The organism is Oricola thermophila, from assembly GCF_013358405.1.
GTDB classification, from domain to species: Bacteria; Pseudomonadota; Alphaproteobacteria; order Rhizobiales; family Rhizobiaceae; genus Oricola; species Oricola thermophila.
The window spans coordinates 1,478,408-1,498,654 of sequence record NZ_CP054836.1; the positions used below are offsets into that span (position 1 = coordinate 1,478,408).

Consider the following 20,247-nt stretch of genomic DNA (forward strand, 5'->3'; position numbering starts at 1 on the left):
TTTTGCAATTTTTGCGAATCATTGAGTACGCGAGCTTTCATGGTCAAGAGACATCGTGCCCCTCGTCCGCATAATCGTGCCGGCGTCTGGTACTTGATTCGACGCGTCCCCAAGGAATTCAAGGCTTTTGACAAGCGCGGCATTGTAAAGATCACCACGGACATCGCCGTCGCGGATGATCCGCGCGCCATCCGTGCCCGAGAGGTCGTCGCCAAGCTGAATGACGGGCTCGAACAATACTGGCGCGATCTTCGCGACGGTCGCTCCAATGACGCGCGCGCCAGATTCGAGGCCGCGCAGAGCCGCGCCCGCGCGCTCGGCTTCACCTACAAGACCGCCGAGGAAGTCGCAGCGGGCCCGCTCAACGACATTCTCAAGCGGCTCGACCTCCTCGCCCAAAAGAAGCTGCTTGATGACGAGACAGAAGTCGCAGCGGTTCTCGGCGGCGTGCCACGTGCCCGGTTCCCGCTGTCCGGCCTCCTGGAGGAATATGAGCGGCTGCAGCGATCGAGCCTTGACCGAATGTCGCCCGACCAGCGGCGCATCTGGCGCAATACCAGAAAGCGGGCAATCGCCAATCTCATATCGGTGATTGGCGACAAGGAAATAAGCGAAATCACTCGCGATGACACGATCGCCTACCGGCGCTGGTGGCAGGATCGCATAGCCTATCACGGTCTCGACATCGGCACGGCCAACAAGGAAATCGGCCAGATCTCCAAGATGGTGAAGGCCGTGGACATGATGTATCAGCTCAACCTCAAGCCGGTATTCGCGCAACTGCGCATCGAGGGCGGCGCGAAAAAATCGCGCGCGGCTTTCACTGCCGAATTTGTGCAGACACGCATTCTCGCTCCAGGCGCGCTTGATGGCCTCAACGACGAGGCGCGCGATCTTGTCCTGCTGGTGGCCGACACCGGGCTGCGCCTTTCGGAAGCGGCCGGTCTTGTCGCCGGCACGATCCACCTGGACGCCGATATTCCATATGTCAGCGTCAAGCCCATCGACCGCATTCTCAAGACTGACCAGTCGGAGCGTGACATTCCTCTCGTCGGCTGCGCGCTGGATGCGATGAAGCGGCATCCGAAGGGATTCCCGCGCTACCGTGACAAGGCGTCCTCGCTGTCTGCGCTGGTGAACAAATATCTTGGCGCGCACGGCATGCGGCCGAGCAAGGCTCACAGCCTCTACAGCCTGCGGCACACGTTCGAGGACCGGCTGACCGCGGTCGAGGCGCCCGAGAAGGTGATCGCGTCCCTGATGGGGCACAAATGGATCCGCCCGAAATACGGCGCCGGGCCGAGCCTCGCGCAAAAGCTCGAATGGTTGCAGCGCATCGCCTTCTCGCCGCCAACCAATGACGCCCTAGAAGTTGTTGTACAGGAAACAGTTCTTCCGAGTAAATGAGATGAACAGCCTTTCCCAGCAATACTTTGACAATTTACCCATCGGTTGCGCGCTTTCGGCTTTGTCAATGCCGCATTGGCTTGGTGGCGGCTTAAGTATAAGTGGGATGATGATGGTGCGGCGCACTGCCAACATGCTCGGTTGAAGCACTCCGGGAAAGCCTTTTCCCCTCCGGCTTGGCCGAGGCCCGATGCGGAAATTGTCATGATAACGCAGTTGCCGAGAGCTTCTTCAATTTGCTCAAGCGGGAACGGGTACGGTGCCGGCATTTGGCGATCAGCTTCGGATCGAAGGTGCCGGCCCGGTCGCGCGGGATCGATTGCTGCATCTTCGATGTGGCCGTCAGAACATGCTTTTTCGAATGCCCGTTACGCCGATTGGCGAGGCCACCGGCCTCGCGTTCCTCGTCCAGCTCGGCGTTCAGAATGCGCTCGAACATAGTCTTCTTCAAATCGTCGTGCAGGCCGTCCTTGGCAAAAACCTCGCCCGGATCGCGCCCAGCAAGCAGTTGGTCCAACAGTTCCTTCTCAATGGACATGTGATGATTCTTCTTTCCATCATCATGGCCTCAAACACGAAATTCCTGACAGTCCCTATCGTGCCCGCACCAGCCAGGGCCTCGAACCAGGCCTGTTCAGAAATGGCGACGTGACCATTTGCACAGATCACTCAACAAACTCATTGGCTTCCATTTCAGCACTAATTCGTGGCTTTGCCCCATCCCCCGCCATTGGCGGTATGGATCAGAATTTCATCGCCGGGGTCGACCACAAGACCGCTGACAAACGCATAATCTTCCTGACTGCCGTCCCGTCGGCAAACCGATAACACGTTTCTGCCGCCGGCCTCGCCGTCTGCAAGCCCCCAAGCCGGAACGCGATTTCTGCTGTAACCTGCAGACAGCAAGACGCGCCCGCGCGGACGATAGTTCACCTGAACCCCTCTACCTCCTTTGTGAAGGCCACAGCCCTCGCCGGTCGCGTTTAACCGCTTGTAGCCAACATCAATGCCGTAACGGGCCTCGCAGATCTCGACAGGGCAATTGAAGGTCTCGCCATGGCTAGCCGAGTACATGGCGTCGAGCCCGTCGCGAGTGGCGGTCGCGCCCCACCCCCCCATCTGCGGCTCGACCATGGTGAAGCGGCGGCCGGTGTCAGGATGCTCGCCGGCAATCACCGTCCCGCAGATCGAGGCGAAATGGCCTGCAGGCAGGCGTTCCGGCACCACCTGCGCCATGCAGCGCCACAGCATGTCGAAGAGCCGGATGCGCGTCTCGAAATAGTAGCCGTGCGGCGCGGTTCCGGTGGCGTGGAAGATCGTGCCAGGCTCAGTGACAACCTCAAGGACACGGAAGGACCCGCCATTGGCAAACAGCGTCGGGTCGGTCAGCGCCTTGAAGATCATCTGCGCCGAGATGACAGCGCCGTCGCGGCTGGTGTTGTAGGGTTCGGCGCGCTGTTTTGGGTTGCCGGTGAGATCGACGGAGAAGCGGTCTTCCGAAATGGTGATCGCGGCGTGCCACAGCGCGCCGTCATCTTGCTCCTCCTCGATTTCATAGGTGCCGGTGGGGAGCGCGGCAAGGCCGGCTCGGGCCCGCCGCTCACCCTCCTCGAACAGGATCGCGAGAGCATGGCGGAATGCCGCAAGACCGTAGGTCTCGATAATCTGCCGGACGCGGCCCTCGGCCTTGCGGCTCGCCGCGACTTGCGCCCACAGGTCACCGCGCACGAAATCCGGCAGGCGGGAATTGGCGGCGATGATGTCGAAGACCGGCCCGACCGGCTCGCCCCCGGCAAAGAGCCTCACGGCGGGCAATCGCAGGCCTTCCTGGAATATCTCCGAAACGTCGACAGCCATCGATCCCGGCGTTCGGCCACCAACATCGTTCCAGTGGGCGATCGACGCGGTCCAGGCGACGAGCTCGCCGCGCGCGAACACCGGAAGCGCAATGACAACGTCGTTGAGGTGCGTGACGCCACCGTAATAGGGGTCGTTGGTAATGAACAGGTCGCCGTCCCGGATCGCCTCGATCCCGTTCAGCTCAATAATGCGCTTCACCGCCTTGTCCAGTACACCGACGAAGGTCGGGATCCCGGCGCCGGAACTCACCAATTCGCCGCGCCCGTCGGTGATTCCGGTTCCGACATCCAGAACCTCGTAGATGATCGGGCTCATTGCCGTCTTCTTCAGCACCGCAAACATTTCGTCGGCAGCAGCCACCAGACTTGCCTGTATCACCGAGGCGGTGATCGGATCATCGGGGCGGGTTTGTGTCATCATCATCTCCCTCGATTCCAATAACGGACTAGCTGGCAGAATTGCGCGCCATTAAACACCAGTCTCGACTACGACCTTGCCATGCGATTTGCGCGACTGGCTCAGATAGTCCCACGCCTTGACATTCTTCTCCGTCGGATCGACGGGTCGATTTGCGGGCGAATGCGCCCCTGTTCCAGCATGTCGTAGATAAAGGCCTTGCCGCGCTCGCACATCGCGGGATCCTCGACGTAGTCGAAGACGGAGTAGGGTTGGAAGACCGCGATCTTCTGGAACATGTCAACGAACGGCAGGGTGGGCCATTACCTGTCGAGCGTACCATAGAAGTCGATCCGTGCATCGCGCGCGAGTGCGGTATCGTACTTGTCGATCAGCCCGGCGCCGACAGGATCGAAGGCGACGCCGATGCCCTTTCTGCCCGTAATCCTGTCGATGGCGGTCGCGCCATCGTCGCGCCCGGTCACAATGACTTGGTCCGCGCCCATCCCGTGCAGGTAGTCCGTGTTTCTCCTGAAGCGGGCGGTACCAATCATGGTCGCGCCTAATTCGCGGGCGAGCCGGTCGTGCTGGTCGCCGGTGTCACGAGAACATGGCTGCTTGCCCCCCCCGGAGACCTCTGCCAGCGGAAAATAGGCGGTCAGATACCGCATCCAGATAGAGGCGCATTCCACCGGCGAGAGATTCGGCGGCGCCTTTGCGATGTAGCGCTGGTTTGTGACCAGCGATTCCGTACTCGCCCCGCGGTCGTAGTAGAAGTAGGGCAGCGTCGCGACGCGTTCGCCCGGCGAGAGTCCCTCGACGCCGAGTCTCACAGCTTCGATGACGCTAGCCGCCTCAATTCCGACCCAGGCAGGAAAGCTGCGGAACGAGAAGGAGTAGTTATCCTTCATCAGGTCCATGTCGCCCCAGTTGAGGGCGAATGCCTCGACCTTCAGCCGGATTTCCCCCTCGCCCGGTTCCACGAGCGTTTCTTCCTCGAGGACAAAGCCCTTGTAACTCGAGTAGTCGTGTATGCGCCATGCGCGCGACATCTGCTTTCTCCTCGCTACCAATAGGCTGCGTCCCGATCAAGCGCCCGCAATATGCAGGTCGCGCGGAAGGTCGGAGAAGATTTCCGGCCCGTCGGCGCGGAGGATTACAATGTCCTCGAGCCTGATGCCGAAGCGCCCCGGAAGGTAGATGCCGGGTTCTATGGAGAAGACCATTCCCTCCTCCAGCACCGTCTCCGAGGTCGACGTAATGTAGGGCGGTTCGTGACCGTCGATCCCCAAGCCGTGGCCGGTACGGTGGACGAAGTACTCGCCGTAGCCCGCATCGGCGATGACTGTGCGGGCGGCAGCGTCGACGTCCTTCGCTTTCACACCCGGCCGGGCGGCCTTCATCGCCGCTTGGACAGCCCGCTCGACGATGGCGTGCACCTCTTCATATCCGTCGGGCGGACTGCCGACGGCCACCATGCGGGTGATATCGCTCGGGAAGCCGTCCTTGCGCGCGCCAATGTCGATGACCACCGCATCGCCCTTGATAAACTTCCTGTCACCGGTCTGGTGGTGCGGAAAGGCGCCATTGCCAGCACCGCCGACGATGGTGAACAGCGTCGAGGCACTCTCGGAGGCGAAATGGTCGCTGACGATGGATGCAAGTTCCCGCTCACTCATACCCGGGCAAATCGACGCAAACGCCTTCTGCATCGCGCGGTCGGCCACGGCAGCACTCGCCCTCAGCCTCGCGAACTCGCCCTCGTCCTTGCGCATGCGCAGGGCGCCGACCGTGTCGTCGGTGAAGGCATACCTCGCGCCAGGCAGGGCGGCGAGCAGCAGCAGGGCGAAATCGGCCCGCATGGTCTCGTCAACGACCACGCAGTCGGCATTGCCCGCCCCGATCGAGCCAAGGGCAGCCGCCAGTGCCTTGTCGGGCCCCTCGTCGTCTGCCCAAGTGTGGAAGGCGATGTCAGTTTCTTCGCGCGAGCCCTCGGCGTTGAGTGCTGGCATCAAGAAGCACTCGCCCGAGCACGAGACCAACAGGAGGCAAGGACGCTCGTCGGCATGGGGATGAAAGCCGACCAGCCATTGCATGTGCGACCCCGGCCCGAGTGCAACCAGGTCGACTCTGTTTTTCTGCATCCTCTCGCGCAATGCCGCCAAGCGCGCCGCTGTCTCGCTCATGTCCTTATTCTCCTGATTATTGTTGCTGATCACGCCACCCGGCATGCAGGTCCCGGCGCTTCGGCCGGGACGATGATGCGATTGCCGAAAACTTCGCCGTCGTCGAAGCGCCAATGCCCGCGATTTCTTCTTCGGACGGGGACACGCACGACCACATGCGGCTCGGTTTCCAAGCGCATTGCCGCTTGAAGATGGCGCCGTACTCGATCCGTTTCAGCGCGGCGATGGACGGCGCAATCACGGGCACGCCAAGGCGCCTTTCCACGTCGCGGTAGAACCCGACTTCCATCGTGCAGCCAAAGATGAGCGCCTCGGCAAAGTCGTCTTCTACGGCCTTGGGGCCCGTCTCCAGGAGCCGGCAATCCGTCTCGGTATAGTCCTGCTGAAACTCCGTGACGCCCAGCTCGACGTGATAGAAGCCCGGCAGCCGGTGTTCAAGGCCATGCTCGCAAACGGTGAAATGCATCTGGTTTACCCACTTGTGCCGTCCGACGATTCGGCCTTCGGTCTCGAACAGCGACGTAACGTGGACCTCGGTGCAAGCGAGCTTGTGCTCGCGGGCCATGTCGGCAAACATGTCATCATGGGCGGCGGTGCCGACGATCGGGCTCGGATACATCACCTTCAGGGGGGTGCTCGTTCATCTGCCTTTCACCTCTCGTTGCCGGCACATCATCCGGTGAATCCGTAGACCTCCCGCGCGCGCTCGGGCGTAATGTATCCGTTGCGCACATCTTCCCTCACTGCCTCGGGATCACGCTCCTTCGGATTGCCCACGCCGCCGCCAACACCGGTGACGACGCGGATCACGTCATCCTTGTTCACCGTCAGGCCGGAGACGAAGGAGTAGCGCTCGCTACCTCCTTCACGGCGCAGCACCTCGACGTAATTAGGCGTTCCCTCCAGCCCGCCATCGAGAGACCAAGGCAGGATGCGCGAGCGGGTGTAACCGGCCGTAAGGAAGGAGCCGTCCACGCGGATTCGATAGTCGAGCCGGATACCGTAGCCGCCGGTCCATTTTCCCTCGCCGCCGGGTGCTGTGTTGAGCTCCATGCGATCAACGATAAGGCCGTTACGTGCCTCCGAGATCTCCGCGGGCGTGTTGAAGGTCTCGCCATGGAAACCGGAAAAGATCGCGCTGTTGCCATCGCGGCCATAGCTTGCGCCCCAACCGCCGACCTGCGGCTCGATGATGGTGTAGTGGCGGCCGGTATCGGGATGCGTACCCCCGATGAAGGTGCCGCAGATCGAGGAGAAGTGCCCGGCAGCCAGCCGCTCGGGCACATGCCGGGCAAGGCAGCGCCACATAAGGTCGTAGACCCGCACCTCGGTCTCGAAATAGAAGCCGATGGGCGAGGGTTCCCGGGCATGGAAGACCGAGCCTTCACGAGTTTTCAGGCGGATCGGCCGAAACGAGCCTTCGTTGCAGGGCGAGTAGGGATCGGTTAGCGACTTGAAGATCATCTGGGCGCAGACCATCGCGCCATCGCGGCTGGTATTGGTCGGGCCGTTGTCCTGGTCGGGATTGTCCGTGAGATCGACCACGAACTCGTGGTCGGAGATGGTGATCTTGACGTTGTAGACGCGCCCGTCGTCCTGCTCTTCCGAAAGCTCGAAGGTCCCGTGCGGCAGCTTTGCCAGCTCTGCGAGCGAAACCTGCTCGCCGAAGTCCATGAACGACTCCATGGCCCGCTCGAAGGTCTCGACACCGTACTTCTCGGCTAGGTCTGTCAGCCGCTTGGCGCCGATGCGCACCGAGGCGATCGCCGCCCAGATGTCGCCCTCCAGGAAGTCCGGCATGCGCGAGTTGACCTTCATGATGTCGAAGACGGGCTTGATCGGCTCGCCCTTCGAGATCATCTTGACGGCCGGAAGGCGCAGTCCCTCCTGCCAGATTTCCGTCGCATCCCCGGAAAGCGACCCCGGCGCCATGCCGCCAATATCGGAATTGTGAGCGATGTTGGCCGTCCAAGCGATAATGCGCCCACCTGCGAACACCGGCATGGCGACGACGATGTCGTTCAGATGGGTGACACCGCCATGATACGGATCGTTGGTGATAAAGACGTCGCCGGGCTCGATGACGCCGGGCTTATCAAACTTCTCGACAATCACCTTCACCGCCTTGTCGAGAACGCCGATGAAGGCCGGAATGCCCGCGCCAGAACTGGCGAGCTCGCCGTTCGCATTCATGATGCCGGTGCCCATGTCGAGCACCTCGTAGATGATCGAGCTCATTGCCGCCTTGCGCATGGCGGCGAACATCTCGTCAGCCGTCGCCTGCAGCGAGTTTTGGATGATTTCCAAGGTAATCGGGTCGTAGCTTGCCTGTCCCATCTCTCGCACCTCAATCTCGCAGCTCGATGTGGATGTTGCCGTACCCGTCGACCTTCACCCGGTTGCCGGGATGGATGACCACGGTGGTTCCCGGATCCTCGACGATGGCCGGGCCGGAGAAGATCATTCCCGGTTCCAGCTTCTCGCCGTCGTAGATCGCGGCTTCGTGGATGCCGTCGAGCGCGTAGTCGACCTTGCGGGTGCCCTTCAGGGCCTTGTCGGCGTCCGCGCCGGTGGGCTCGCGTTCGGTCATCTGCAGCTTGCCGACCTCGGCCGAGGCAACGAGATGAATGCCAACCATCTCCACCGGCGCGTCGAGCCGGTAGGTGTACTCACGCTCATAGGTCTCGTGAAACGACTGCTCGATCGCCGAGAGGCGGTCGTCGGTGATCCGGCCGGGTTCGAGCAGGACCTCGGTCGTGTGCTCCTGGTTCTGGTAGCGGAACTTGCCGTGACGCAGGAACCTGATCTTGTCCGCGGGGATGCCCTCGGCCTCGAACTGCTTGCGGGCACGGTCCTCGGCCTCGGCAAACACGGCCTCGATGCCTTCCGCGGCGCCGGGCTTCAGGTCCGCGAGCCGCGTGATGAAGAAGTCGCGACGCAGGTCCGACATCATCATGCCCCAGGCCGAGAAGACCGAGGCGGCCGCCGGAATCACCACCTTCTTCACACCAAGCTCTCCCGCAAGCGCGACCGCGTGCATCGCGCCGCCGCCACCGAAGGCGACCAGCGTGAATTCGCGCGGATCGTGCCCGCGGTTGAGCGATACCAGCTTGAGCGCATTAACCATGTTGTTGTTAGCGATGCGGACGATGCCGCGTGCGGCCTCGTCGGCATCGACGCCGAGCTTCTCGCCCACCGCCGCGATCGCCTTCTCGGCGGCCGCCATGTCGGCGGTCACATCGCCGCCACAGAAGTAGTCGCGGTTGATGCGGCCCAGCAGGAGGTTGGCGTCGGTGGTCGTGGCTTCCGTGCCGCCGCGTCCATAGGCTGCTGGCCCGGGCATCGCGCCGGCCGATTGCGGACCGACATGTAACTTGCCGAAATCGTCGACCCAGGCAATCGAGCCGCCGCCATTGCCGATCTCCACCAGATCGACGACCGGCACCATGATCGGGTAACCGGCCGTGGTGCGGTCACGCTCGATCCAGTAGTCGGTCATAATCTTGACCTGGCCGTCCTCGATCAGCGAGCACTTTGCCGTGGTACCGCCGATGTCAAGCGCCAACACGTTCGGCTCGCCGATCAGCTTTCCGAGTTCGGCTGCTCCCCAGAATCCGGAGGCAGGCCCGGACTCGACCATAGTGACCGGGATATTGGAAACCGCCTCCAGCGAGTCCACGCCGCAGTTGGACTGCATGATGTAGGGGCTCCTGGAGAAGCCCTTGTCCCTGAGACCGGCCGCAAGCCGCGACAGGTAGCGCTCGGCGATTGGCTGGACATAGGCAGAGAGAACTGCAGTGCTGGTGCGCTCGTATTCGCGCCACTCGCGCGTGATCTGGTGCGAAGCGACCGCGGAAACGTCAGGCCACTGGTTGCGGATCTCGGCCAGCGCCGCCTGCTCGTGGCTTGGATTAGCATAGGAATGCAGGAAGCAAACCGCGATCGCTTCCACGCCGTCGGCCCTGAAGTCGTCGAGAATGGCCTTCAGGCCAGACAGGTCGAGCGGCGCCGTCTCCTCGCCCTTATAGTTCATGCGCCCCGGAAGCTCGCGACGCAGGTAGCGCGGAACAAACGGTTTCGGCTTCTCGTAATGTAAGTTGAAGAAGTCCGGCCGGTTGCCGCGCGCGATTTCCAGCGTGTCGCGGAAGCCCTCAGTGGTGATGAGCCCCACCTTTACGCCCTTGCGCTCCGTCAGCGCATTAATGACCACCGTGGTGCCGTGCGCGAGGAAATCGACCGAGGCCGGATCTATGCCGCCCTTCTCCAAAACCTTGAGGACGCCTTCCTCGAAATTCGGCGGCGTCGTGTCCGACTTGGCGGTGACGATGCGCGGAACGCCACCGTCCCCCGCCATCTCGAATGCCACCAGATCCGTGAATGTACCGCCGACATCGGTCGCCACGCGTATCGTCTTGTTTGCCATCATGCGACTCCCATCAATTGGTTGCGTTCCCTGAGCAGAAAGCAGACCACGCCCGGCAACTTGAGCTGCTCGGCCATGCTCACCTTGTCATCGGTGTAATGGCCTGCCTCGTGCAGGCAGTTAATCGTCCCGACGACCACGCCGCCGATGACCACGGGAATGTTCATCACCGATTCACAGCCGAGCGAGCGGATTAGCTCGTGGTCGTAGAAGACCTCGGCGATGCCCTTGATGTCATTGGCGATGAACACGCGCTGCTCTTCCAGCACGTGCCGTGCCCAGCTCGTCCTGTTCATCGGCTTTGTGCCCGAGACCGGATAGGCCTCCGGCATGTTGGAATAGAAGCGCTGGGCCACGCCCAACTCACGGTCGAAGCTCATCAAGGTGAAGAGCTTCGCCCCGACGGTCCCGCTGGCAAGCCGCCACATCGCATCGAAGGCCGCCATGGGCTGGCCCTCCGATGCAACGGCCTCGACGAGAGGTGCGAAATCAGTCAGGTTCAACGTTCCATTCCTCCTTCTTTATGAGGCCGTCCTTGAGCGCCTGTTCTTCGTCGGTGATGACGGGGACAGCGGCGATGAGCCTGCGGGTGTAGGGGGCGGTGGGGTTGGTGAAGATGGCCTCAACCGGCCCCAGTTCGACCAAGCGGCCCTTCTCGATCACAGCAACCCGGTCGGCTATGTTACGGACGACAGAAAGGTCGTGCGTGATGAAGACGTATGTCAGCCCGCGCCGTTTCTGCAGCGCCTTGAGCAGCCTCAGGATGCGGGCCTGGACCAGTACGTCGAGTGCGGAGGTTGGTTCGTCGAGCACAACCAGCTCGGATTCGCTGGCGAGCGCACGGGCAATGGCCACGCGCTGCCGCTGGCCGCCGGACAGAGCTGCGGGAGATCGCGAGCTGTATTCGGCGGGCAGGTGGACCTCCTCGAGCAGCGCCTCGACTCGTTTCCTGCGTTCCGACCTCGTCCCGATGCCATGAACGTCGAGCGGCAGCCTAAGCGAGGCGCCTATGCTGCGCTTGGGGTTGAGCGAGGAAAGCGGGTTCTGCTGTACAAGCTGGATAGCCCTGCGGTGCGCCAGCGTGCGGTGCTCGGGCAGCGGCTCGCCGCGCAGAGCGATAGTGCCGCTCGATGGCGGGAGGATACCGAGGAGCATGTTGGCAATCGTAGACTTGCCGGAACCGGACTCGCCCACGATTGCCAGGCACTCTCCCTCGGACACGTCGAACGAGACGCCGTCGACCGCGACGACCTCGCGTTCGCCGAGCCAGAAGACCTTGGAGACGTCCCGGAGCGAAAGCAGTGGTGCGCTCATGCCGGGCCTCCCGGCTCGCCGCAGCCCTCGTGCACGACGAGCGGCGCGAGATAGCTCTCGGAGGCATCCTCGATTTGCGGGATTCCGCCGCCGGTGATGCGCGGAATGGCTCGCATGAGGGCGCGCGTGTAGGGATGGCGAGGATCGTCGAAGAGATCGGCCGTGCGGCCGTGCTCGACGATGCGGCCCTTGTAGATGACATAGACACGATCAGCGAATTCGCGCACGACGCCGAGATTGTGCGAGATGAACAGCACCGCCGTGTTGTGCTGCACGGACAGTTCCCGCATCAGCCTGAGCGTCTGCGCCTGCACCGTCACGTCGAGCGCGGTGCCTGGCTCGTCGGCGATCAACAGCGACGGCTCGTTGGCGAGCGCCATCGCGATCATGACGCGCTGATTCATCCCGCCCGACAGCTGGAAGGTGTAGCTCGCAAGCACGCGCTCCGGGTCGGCGATCGAGCAGTCGGAAAGGAGGCCAGCAGCGCGCCGGTCGGCGTCCGCCCGCGTGATCCCCGGCATCCCGCGTTTCAGCACCTCGTGAAACTGCTCGGAAATGGGATAGACCGGGTTGAGCGAGGACGTCGGGTCCTGGAAGACCATGGACATCCGCGTTCCGCGCAGACTGCGATGCTGGCTGGGCGACAGCGTCGCAAAATCCAATCCCTCGAAGACCACCTGTCCGCGGATGCGGGCTGTCGAAGTCATCTGGAGAAGGCCGAGGATGATGCGCGCGGTCACCGACTTGCCTGAGCCGGACTCTCCGACCAGCGCAACCCGCTCGCCCCGGTTGATGTGCAGCGAGATGCCGTGCAGCACCTCCACGAGGCCGGAATAGCCCTTGAAGAAGAGATGCAAGTCACGGACGAGCAGGGTCGGCTCGCTCATTGCTCCACCCCCAGTATCTCGCGCAGAGCATCACCCAAGAGGTTGAAGCCGAACACCGCAACCAGGATCGCCAGGCCGGGGAACACGGTCAGCCACCAGGAATCGGGCAGGTACTTGGCGCCGTCGGCAACCATGGACCCCAAGTCGGGCGTCGGCGGCTGAACGCCGAGACCGAGGAAAGAGAGCGACGACGCGATGAGGATGACGAAGCCTAGGTCGAGCGTCATCTTCGTGATCACCGCCGGCACACAATTGGGCAGGATCTCGCGGAAGATCACGTGCAGCTTCGAGGCGCCGATCACCTCGGCGGCGAGCACGTATCCCTCTTCCTTCTCCGATCGGGTGATGTTGTAGACGAGCCGCGTGTACCAGGGCCACCACATGACCGTGACAGCGAGCATGCCGTTGGTGAGCGTGGGTTCCAGAAGACCCATCATCGACATCGCCAGCACCAGCGGCGGGATGGACAGGAACACGTCGGTGACGCGCATCAGTACCGTCTCGGTCCAGCCGCCGAGATAGCCGGCCACCAGTCCGACCGTGACACCGACGGGAACGGCGATAACGAGCACGACGACACCGAGGATGAGCGAGATGCGATAGGCGAAGATCACCCGGCTGAAGAGGTCGCGACCGACGAGATCGGTGCCGAAAATGTTCTGCCAGCTCGGCGGCTGGTTGAAGTTCGCGAAGTCGACAACCGCCCCGCGATGCTCCGGAAACGGTGCGATTAAGTCGGCGAATATGGCCGCCAGCACGACCGCTGCCACCAGGATCACTCCAAGGGCCGAGAGCGGGTTGCCGACAAGGATCGCAAGTGTGCGCTTCATATGCCCCTCTGTGACAGGCGGATGCGTGGATTGATGAAGGCGATCAGCAGATCGACGATGATGTTCACGATCAGAAACATCGCCGATATGACCAGCACCGTACCGACGATCGCGTTGAGATCCTTTCTCAGGATCACGGCGACGCCGTAGCGTGACAGGCCGGGCCACGCGAACACGGCTTCGACCAAGAACGCATTGCCAAGCATCGCCGCGAAGTCGAGACCGATCACGGTAAGCGAAGGGATCATGGACGGACGGAAGGCATAACGGCTTGCAATCCGTCTTTCGGGGAAGCCGTAGGAACGCGCCATCTCGATGTAGGGACGGCCATAGGTCTCGATCATATTGGAACGCGTGAGCCTGGCAGCCTGGCCGATACCCGAGAGCGCGAGAGCAAACGCCGGTAGAACGAGGTGCCATGCAGCGTTGCCAAAGGCGCGGACATCACCGGCAAGCAACGTGTCAATCAGGAGGAAGCCAGTGACCGCCGGCACGGTGAAACTGTCGGCAATGCGTCCTGCGATCGGAAAAATAGGCAGAAAGAAGGCGAAGAGTAGCATCAGGATCACTGCCCAGACAAAACTGGGCGCCGACACGCCAAGTAACGACACCACCCGTACAGTGCCGTCGATCCAAGTGTTGCGATAGCGCGCCGAAATGACCCCCAACGGCAACCCTATCAGGACCATCATAATGCCCGCGACGAGGATGAGTTCCAGCGTAGCGGGCAGGAACTGGACGATGTCCCGTGTCACTGGCCGATTTGTGTACAGTGAAATACCAAGATCGCCCCGTGCGAGGTCGGCGATGAAACGACTGTACTGTACCGGCAAGGGCTCATCGAGATTCAATCTCTCGCGCAGCGCCCTCACCTGCTCAGCAGTCGCGCTAGGCCCCAGCGCAATGCGCGCGGGATCGCCGGGTATGACCCGGGCAATGGCAAATATCAGCATAGAGACGCCGATCAGCACGATCAGCGAGACCCCCAGCCGCTTCGCAATGAGGCGGACAACAGGCGACATCGTTTCTATTCCCATCAGAAGACTGGCCGACCTTACCCCGGCCAGCCCATATCTATCGGATCACTCTCCGGTCATCTCCATGAGCCGGAAGGTAAAACCCATCCCGTCGAGGCCGAAGGCCTTGTTCGGGTCGGAGAGGGCCGGCACCTTCACGCGGTTCGACGCGGCGAAAACGGACTGCCGATCATAGGCGTATATGGTGGGAGCAATTTCCATTAGACGGTCGTTGAGATCACTGTAAGCAGCTTCACGATCCGCGGGATCGGTGGCGGTGCGGCCCTTTTCAAGCGCAGCATCAACCTTTTCGTCGTCCAGATATTCCGGCGACTGCCAAGTGCCTGCAGCCGATGAATGATACATCGGGTAAAGCAGTGTATCGGGGTCACCAGTCACCGCATTAGCGAAGATCTGGCTAATGTGCGGTGTATTTTCCGGCTTCGTGACCTGCTCGGTGAATAGCGCCCATGGCACTTTTTTGATCTCGGACTTGATGCCAATTTCCGAGAAGTTAGCTTGCATAAGAAGGGCGTAACGCTCCTCTATCGGTACTTCGCCTATCCATGAGATTTCAAGCGTGAAATCGGCCGGATCATACCTACACTCGGATAGATAGCGCTTGGCCTCCTCGATGTTGCGCGACAGCGTTTCGCCAGCCGGGTTGGCGCCAAACATGCCAACCGGAATCGCACCGGTAGAAGCACTGCCTTGGGCGACATCGTCGGTAATCGACACCATGGAAATACCGGCGGCGTAGTCGTAGGCGTTGACAAGCGCCAAGCGGCAGTTCACATCATCGAGCGGCGGCTTCTGAGTGTTCATCTTGATATAGAATGCGCCACCACCTCTCTCGGTGAGGAGCTGCGCACCATCAGCCGCCAGCGACTTCAGCACTTCCGGCGGAAGCCATTGCGAGGAAATGTCGTGTTCGCCTTGGGCTATGAGCGTACGAACGGTGGCAGCCTCCAAGCCATACCGCAGACGCACTTGGTCGGGCGCAAGTTCGGGAATGCCCAGAAAATAGCCCTCGTATTTCTCCATCACAGTCTCTTCCTGCGGATTGTGGGAGAAAACCTTGTAGGCCCCGGTCCCGGCGGAGTTGGTCGAGAGAAAGGCCTGGCCCCAGTCCTTCATTTCGCCCTCTCCTTCGCCGAGGTTTTCCATCACTAGCTTCTTGTCGACGATGGGCAGGCGCACCAGCGAGGCGATGAAGGGCGAATAGGGCTCGTTCAAGTTGAAACGCACCGTGTGTTCATCGATCGCCTCGGCGCTCTCGACATTGCTGAAGATGAAGGAGAGCCCTTGGCCGAGCGCCTTCATGCGATCGAACGAAAAGACGACGTCCTCGGCGGTCAGCGGATTGCCGCTCTGGAACTTCACGTCGTCACGCAGCTTAAAGATGAAGTCGGTACCGTCGGCCACCCAGCTCTCGGCGAGATGCGGCGTGTAGCCGGGGCCTCCCTGCACCGGCAGGACGAGCGTGTCGTAGACATTAAACATCAGAATAGAATCGGCGTAGTCGGTTGCCTTGGCGGGATCGAGCTCGCCGACAGCGACCTCGTCCAGACGCAGCACCGTGTCCGCCGCTGCGGGAGTGCCGGCAAGTGCGGTAGCAGCAAGCAGGGCCGCCGCGATCGGAAGCTTGTACCGTTTCATCGTTCACACCTCTGTTTAGCCATTGGACATATTGTTGTCGCTGCGGTGCCTAGCGCCACTTTCGACGCGCTGCTCTTCGCCTGGATCGTCACCAAACACGTCCATTGTGCCAACCCAGAGTATGGTCGCCGGACGAGTAGAATGGTTCCACGACGAATGAATCTTTGTAGACGGGAAATGAAGTGAGTCGCCTGCTTCTAGGACGGTCCGTTCACCGTCAACTTCGACGGTGATGGCCCCGTCAAGCACGTAGAACAACTCCTCACCCTCATGCGAAATGGGCTCACTGCGGTGCCCCGGCGGCTCGTGAATGATCACTGAGCGCAACACAGTTCCTGGAAAGGATGCCGACAAGCGCTCATATGACAGCGGATTACCGTGAATTGAGTATTTCGGACGCTCATTGCGCCGAGTTATCGGCACTTCGACCTTTGGTTGGGAAAGAAACTCTCCAATATCGGAGCCGAGCACACGGGCAACCGATACAAGAGATGATAAAGACGGTGTGGCAATTCCGCGCTCAATTTGGGAGATAAACCCTACCGACAGCCCTGCCCCTTGCGCGACCTGTTTTAACGTCAATCCCAACTCAAGTCTCCGCTGACGAAGCTTCCTTCCCAACGGCAGCAGCCCGCCAGAGAGCTCGACCATGGATAAAGACGTAGGACCCATAAAACCGCTCACATTTTTAGCAGGACTAAATTTTAAGCAGAGCTAAAAAATGGAGTCAATAGCAGGAACCGGATCCTTGGCGAACTGAATTGCGAAGAGCTTTCCATTGCCCGTTTTGTCCAAGCTACGCCGTCACGACAGTATGGCTCAGTGTGACGCCGCACGTCTAAACCCAGCCAAGACGCTCTCCTTGGCAGACTGGCTTCACCTCCACGAATCGGCATCACATCTCGCGAAAATCCGGCTTTGGACTCAGTATGGCGGAGAAGCTGGGGATTCGAATAGCCGAAATAAATGCCGGTTTTCCGGCATTTTGGTGCACCTCGTGTTGCACAGGTTGTTGCACAGGAATTGATATGCTACCCGACGCTTCCTAGGCCGTGCGGACGTATTTGACCAAGATGAATGCCGTGGCGAGGGCGACGATAGACGCGAAGTTCCGTCTGGTTTTTTCGCAGCGTGTAACATCCGCTTGAGACGCCTGAACGTGCCGACGGCCTGCTCGATGCGGGCGCGCGCCTTGTAGATTGTGTTTGCGAAGCGTGCTGGCTTTCTCTTTTCATTGGGCTTGTGCGGGATCACGGCAATTGCGCCACAGCGGCGTGCAGCCTGCCGGTTGGCCCTGCTGGCATATCCCTTGTCGCCCACCACCGCGCGTGGTTCGACATCGGGACCGAGCGCAAGCAGGACGGGGAAGTGGGGCGCGTCGGCCTTCTCGCCACCGGTCACGTCGAAAGCGATCGGATGGCCCTCGAAGTCTGTTTTCAGATGGATTTTCGTCGGGAACCCGCCGCGCGAGCGGCCGAGTGCCTGGTTCTTCTGCCCCCCTTTATGGACGGCCCGCCCCTCCCGCCGATGTCTGTGTAGGATGTCGGTATTCAAGAAAGGAAGGAACGGACCATGAGCATAGTGATCCTCGGTATCGACCTGGGCAAGAACAGCTGTAGCATCGTCGGCCTCGACGCAGATGGATCGGTGATCGTGCGACGGCGGATGCGACGCGACGGGGTGATCGCGTTCGCCGCCAAGCTGCCGCCCTGCACGATGGCAATGGAGGCGTGTTGCGGAGCGCATCATATGGGCCGCATGTTAGCAGGACTCGGCCACGAAGTCCGCTTGATGTCGCCGGAATATGTGCGCCCGTACGTCAAGGCGCAAAAGAACGACGACCGTGACGCCGAGGCGATCGCCGAAGCGGCGCCCCGGCCAACCATGCGCTTCGTCGAACTCAAGAGCGAAGAGCAACTCGACGTTCAGACGCTGCATCGGGTGCGCGATCGCTTGGTCGGTGAACGCACCTCGTTGACCAACCAGACAAGGAGCCTTCTGCTGGAGCGCGGGCACGTCGCGGCGCAGGGCCACGCCCGACTGCGCCTCCTGCTCGGAGAATTGTTGGATTCAGGCGCGGGTGCGTTGAGCCGGCGCATGGCGTTCTTGCTCGGCGACATGCGCGCACGCTGGGACGAGTTGGACCGTCGCATCACTGCCTTTGATGCCGAGTTCGCAACCATGGCTCGGACCGACGATCGGGCCCGGCGGCTGACAGGTATTCCTGGCATCGGAGCGCTGAACGCCACGGCTCTGGTAGCCGCAGTGGGCAGCGCGGCGACCTTCTCGAAGGGACGCGATCTTGCTGCTTGGTTGGGGCTCGTGCCTCGCCAGGTCACCACCGGCGGCAGGCCGAAGCTACTCGGGATCACGAAGCGGGGCAGCCGATATCTGCGCAAGATGCTGATCCAGGGCGCACGATCCGCCATGCCCTCGCTGGCCAAAACCGACACTGCGATTGGATCGTGGCTACGTGCACTTTTGGCCCGAGCCCATCCCAACGTTGCCGTCGTCGCGCTGGCCGCGAAGTTGGCCCGTATCGTCTGGGCGCTGCTCCGCCACGGTAAAACTTATCAAGCTGCGTCCATACCGGCATGAGGAACATGCGTCCGGAGAAAACTTCGCCGGACGCGACGAACTGCGAGTGGTGAAAGGAAGATGGCCTGACAGTCGATCGGCGTCCCGAAAACCTCCGGCGCTAAATGGCCCTCGAGGCCGGCCCCTTTATGAGGATCGGAGCGCGCGGATCTCCATCTTGGCAACGGCTTTGCGCCGACATGCCGGATACGTTTGTGCAGACTGATCACACCATCACCGGCAAACCACTTGCAATCGGGGCGGGCCATACGTTTGCGCCCGCTGCGGAGACATGGGCGCGAACCACCGTGGAGTCGAACATCTGGACCAGATGCGCCGATGAGCTCAGATTCGCCAGATGATCAAGGAACACGTCGAACACGCCGGCCTTGCTCAACCGGTCGAACCGTTTCCAGATGCTGTTCCATTTGCCGAAGCGTTCCGGCAACGCACGCCACGTGACATTGTGAACCGCGAAATAATGCAGCGCTTCAAGGAACAACCGGTCATCGCGGCCTTTGGCCCCGCGCCGGGGAAGCGCCGCCCGAAACACGGCCAACGCCTTGTCCCAATCCTCATCCGTCATTCTCGTGGACATTGCCGACCCTCCAAATCAGTCGGCATTCCATGAATCACATTGAAAACGCTTCGGGAATCCTCAAACCAATACCCGAGCCAATCCGTCCACACGGCCTAGCCAGAGAGAAAAAACGGGCGCAGGTGTCGTATAAGTTCCTCTGGCGCCTCTTCCTGTGGGAAGTGCCCGGACTTGACCATACCCCCATCGACAGTCGTTGCCCATTGCCGCCACAGGGCGAGAGGATCGCCAGCATTCGCCGGAAACCCAATATCGCTGTATATGAAGAACACTGGTGCTTCGATCCGACAGTGACTATCCTTGTCTGCTTGATCAAGTTCCCGGTCAATCGTCGCGCCTGCCCGGTAGTCTTCGCACATTGCCTCCACCCGATGCGGATCGGCGAACTGCCTCCGGTATTCGTTCAAGGCCCTGGCGTCGAATACATCGAGACTACGTCCCCTCGACCATGATGCGAGTGTCCAGTCTAAATACATTTCCGGATCGCCCGATATCATCCGTTCGGGTAATGGCGATGGCTGAGCGAGAAAGGACCAGTGATAGGCTTTGAGAGCCATGCTTGCATCAAGCCCGTCCCACATGTCGCCGGTGGGGATGATCTCCACAATCCCAAGTTTCGATACCGTGTCGGGCCAGTCGAGAGCCATACGATAAGCCACCCGCGCGCCCCTGTCGTGCCCCAGTATGGCAAAACGCCGATAGCCCAGCCTTTTCATGGCCAGGACAATATCCTTGGCCATGCTGCGCTTGGAGTAAGCGAAATGACCGTCTCCTGCTGGCGGGATGCTGCTGTCGCCGTAGCCGCGCAAATCAAAGAAATAGCAGGTGAAATCCCGGGCGAATTCCGCGGCAACGCGATGCCAGGTTACATGCGTCTGCGGATAGCCATGCAGGAAAACCAACGGCGGCCCTTCGCCGCAGCAGCGATAGTTCAGATCGACACCATCACCTGCCACCTTGTTTTGTTTCAGCGACCAGAACTCCGATTCCATATCCATCTCTCCCGCAACGGTCTTCCGGCGAGCATGCTCGATCGCCCGGCCACCTTCTCCGGGCTGGCCATTCTTGCAATGTCGATCACAGCACGGCGAAGC

At 61.2% G+C, this 20,247-nt stretch carries 19 protein-coding genes and 1 pseudogene; 2 read left to right on the top strand and 18 right to left on the bottom strand.

The window, feature by feature from the left end:
• Nucleotides 1-93: 93 nt before the first annotated feature.
• A complete protein-coding gene (locus HTY61_RS07180) occupies nucleotides 94-1,407 on the top strand; it encodes a tyrosine-type recombinase/integrase (protein ID WP_246272957.1) in 1,314 nt (437 codons plus the stop codon).
• Between the two features lie 256 nt (nucleotides 1,408-1,663).
• Here HTY61_RS07180 and HTY61_RS07185 read toward each other — a convergent pair.
• The 16 genes and pseudogenes from HTY61_RS07185 to HTY61_RS19675 all read right to left on the bottom strand — a co-directional run.
• A pseudogene (locus HTY61_RS07185) lies at nucleotides 1,664-1,945 on the bottom strand (transposase); the annotation flags it as partial.
• 161 nt (nucleotides 1,946-2,106) lie between these two features.
• Nucleotides 2,107-3,684, bottom strand: coding sequence for a hydantoinase B/oxoprolinase family protein (locus HTY61_RS07190; protein ID WP_175276149.1), 1,578 nt, complete (start codon nucleotides 3,682-3,684; stop codon nucleotides 2,107-2,109).
• 101 nt (nucleotides 3,685-3,785) lie between these two features.
• Entirely contained in the window at nucleotides 3,786-3,962 is a 177-nt protein-coding gene (locus tag HTY61_RS07195; protein ID WP_175276150.1) for a hypothetical protein, read from the bottom strand.
• 24 nt (nucleotides 3,963-3,986) lie between these two features.
• Nucleotides 3,987-4,715: an alcohol dehydrogenase catalytic domain-containing protein gene (locus HTY61_RS07200; RefSeq protein WP_175276151.1), complete on the bottom strand. Its 729-nt coding sequence runs from the start codon at nucleotides 4,713-4,715 to the stop codon at nucleotides 3,987-3,989.
• A 36-nt stretch (nucleotides 4,716-4,751) separates the two neighbouring features.
• Nucleotides 4,752-5,849 (bottom strand): M24 family metallopeptidase, encoded by a 1,098-nt coding sequence (locus HTY61_RS07205; RefSeq protein WP_175276152.1) that lies wholly within the window; start codon nucleotides 5,847-5,849, stop codon nucleotides 4,752-4,754.
• 16 nt (nucleotides 5,850-5,865) lie between these two features.
• The gene (locus tag HTY61_RS07210) at nucleotides 5,866-6,468 is read right to left on the bottom strand and encodes an aspartate/glutamate racemase family protein (RefSeq protein WP_175276153.1); all 603 of its coding nucleotides are present in this window, start codon (nucleotides 6,466-6,468) and stop codon (nucleotides 5,866-5,868) included.
• 53 nt (nucleotides 6,469-6,521) lie between these two features.
• Nucleotides 6,522-8,186 carry a hydantoinase B/oxoprolinase family protein gene (locus HTY61_RS07215; protein ID WP_175276154.1) on the bottom strand — a complete coding sequence of 555 codons (1,665 nt, stop codon included), beginning with the start codon at nucleotides 8,184-8,186 and terminating at the stop codon, nucleotides 6,522-6,524.
• 10 nt (nucleotides 8,187-8,196) lie between these two features.
• Nucleotides 8,197-10,272: a hydantoinase/oxoprolinase family protein gene (locus tag HTY61_RS07220; protein WP_175276155.1), complete on the bottom strand. Its 2,076-nt coding sequence runs from the start codon at nucleotides 10,270-10,272 to the stop codon at nucleotides 8,197-8,199.
• Nucleotides 10,272-10,775, bottom strand: coding sequence for a GAF domain-containing protein (locus HTY61_RS07225; protein ID WP_197945373.1), 504 nt, complete (start codon nucleotides 10,773-10,775; stop codon nucleotides 10,272-10,274). The genes HTY61_RS07220 and HTY61_RS07225 overlap by 1 nt, the downstream gene beginning before the upstream one ends.
• On the bottom strand, nucleotides 10,762-11,586 hold the full coding sequence (locus tag HTY61_RS07230) for an ABC transporter ATP-binding protein (protein ID WP_175276156.1): 825 nt from the start codon (nucleotides 11,584-11,586) through the stop codon (nucleotides 10,762-10,764). The genes HTY61_RS07225 and HTY61_RS07230 overlap by 14 nt, the downstream gene beginning before the upstream one ends.
• Nucleotides 11,583-12,473 carry an ABC transporter ATP-binding protein gene (locus HTY61_RS07235; RefSeq protein WP_175276157.1) on the bottom strand — a complete coding sequence of 297 codons (891 nt, stop codon included), beginning with the start codon at nucleotides 12,471-12,473 and terminating at the stop codon, nucleotides 11,583-11,585. The genes HTY61_RS07230 and HTY61_RS07235 overlap by 4 nt, the downstream gene beginning before the upstream one ends.
• Nucleotides 12,470-13,303 carry an ABC transporter permease gene (locus HTY61_RS07240; RefSeq protein WP_175276158.1) on the bottom strand — a complete coding sequence of 278 codons (834 nt, stop codon included), beginning with the start codon at nucleotides 13,301-13,303 and terminating at the stop codon, nucleotides 12,470-12,472. The genes HTY61_RS07235 and HTY61_RS07240 overlap by 4 nt, the downstream gene beginning before the upstream one ends.
• Nucleotides 13,300-14,325 (bottom strand): ABC transporter permease, encoded by a 1,026-nt coding sequence (locus HTY61_RS07245; RefSeq protein WP_175276159.1) that lies wholly within the window; start codon nucleotides 14,323-14,325, stop codon nucleotides 13,300-13,302. The genes HTY61_RS07240 and HTY61_RS07245 overlap by 4 nt, the downstream gene beginning before the upstream one ends.
• Before the next feature lie 60 nt (nucleotides 14,326-14,385).
• A complete protein-coding gene (locus HTY61_RS07250; RefSeq protein WP_175276160.1) occupies nucleotides 14,386-15,978 on the bottom strand; it encodes an ABC transporter substrate-binding protein in 1,593 nt (530 codons plus the stop codon).
• Between the two features lie 15 nt (nucleotides 15,979-15,993).
• The gene (locus HTY61_RS07255; protein WP_175276161.1) at nucleotides 15,994-16,629 is read right to left on the bottom strand and encodes a helix-turn-helix domain-containing protein; all 636 of its coding nucleotides are present in this window, start codon (nucleotides 16,627-16,629) and stop codon (nucleotides 15,994-15,996) included.
• Between the two features lie 273 nt (nucleotides 16,630-16,902).
• On the bottom strand, nucleotides 16,903-17,532 hold the full coding sequence (locus HTY61_RS19675; RefSeq protein WP_175276162.1) for a transposase: 630 nt from the start codon (nucleotides 17,530-17,532) through the stop codon (nucleotides 16,903-16,905).
• 18 nt (nucleotides 17,533-17,550) lie between these two features.
• On the opposite strand from HTY61_RS19675, the gene HTY61_RS07265 reads away from it, so the two are divergent.
• Nucleotides 17,551-18,576 carry an IS110 family RNA-guided transposase gene (locus HTY61_RS07265; RefSeq protein WP_175276163.1) on the top strand — a complete coding sequence of 342 codons (1,026 nt, stop codon included), beginning with the start codon at nucleotides 17,551-17,553 and terminating at the stop codon, nucleotides 18,574-18,576.
• Nucleotides 18,577-18,781: 205 nt separating this feature from the next.
• Here the strand turns inward: HTY61_RS07265 and HTY61_RS07270 are convergent, their stop codons facing one another.
• Together HTY61_RS07270 and HTY61_RS07275 are read right to left on the bottom strand one after the other, a co-directional pair.
• The gene (locus HTY61_RS07270; protein ID WP_175276164.1) at nucleotides 18,782-19,153 is read right to left on the bottom strand and encodes a transposase; all 372 of its coding nucleotides are present in this window, start codon (nucleotides 19,151-19,153) and stop codon (nucleotides 18,782-18,784) included.
• A gap of 95 nt (nucleotides 19,154-19,248) precedes the next feature.
• A complete protein-coding gene (locus tag HTY61_RS07275; RefSeq protein ID WP_175276165.1) occupies nucleotides 19,249-20,145 on the bottom strand; it encodes an alpha/beta fold hydrolase in 897 nt (298 codons plus the stop codon).
• Between the last annotated feature and the right edge of the window lie 102 nt (nucleotides 20,146-20,247).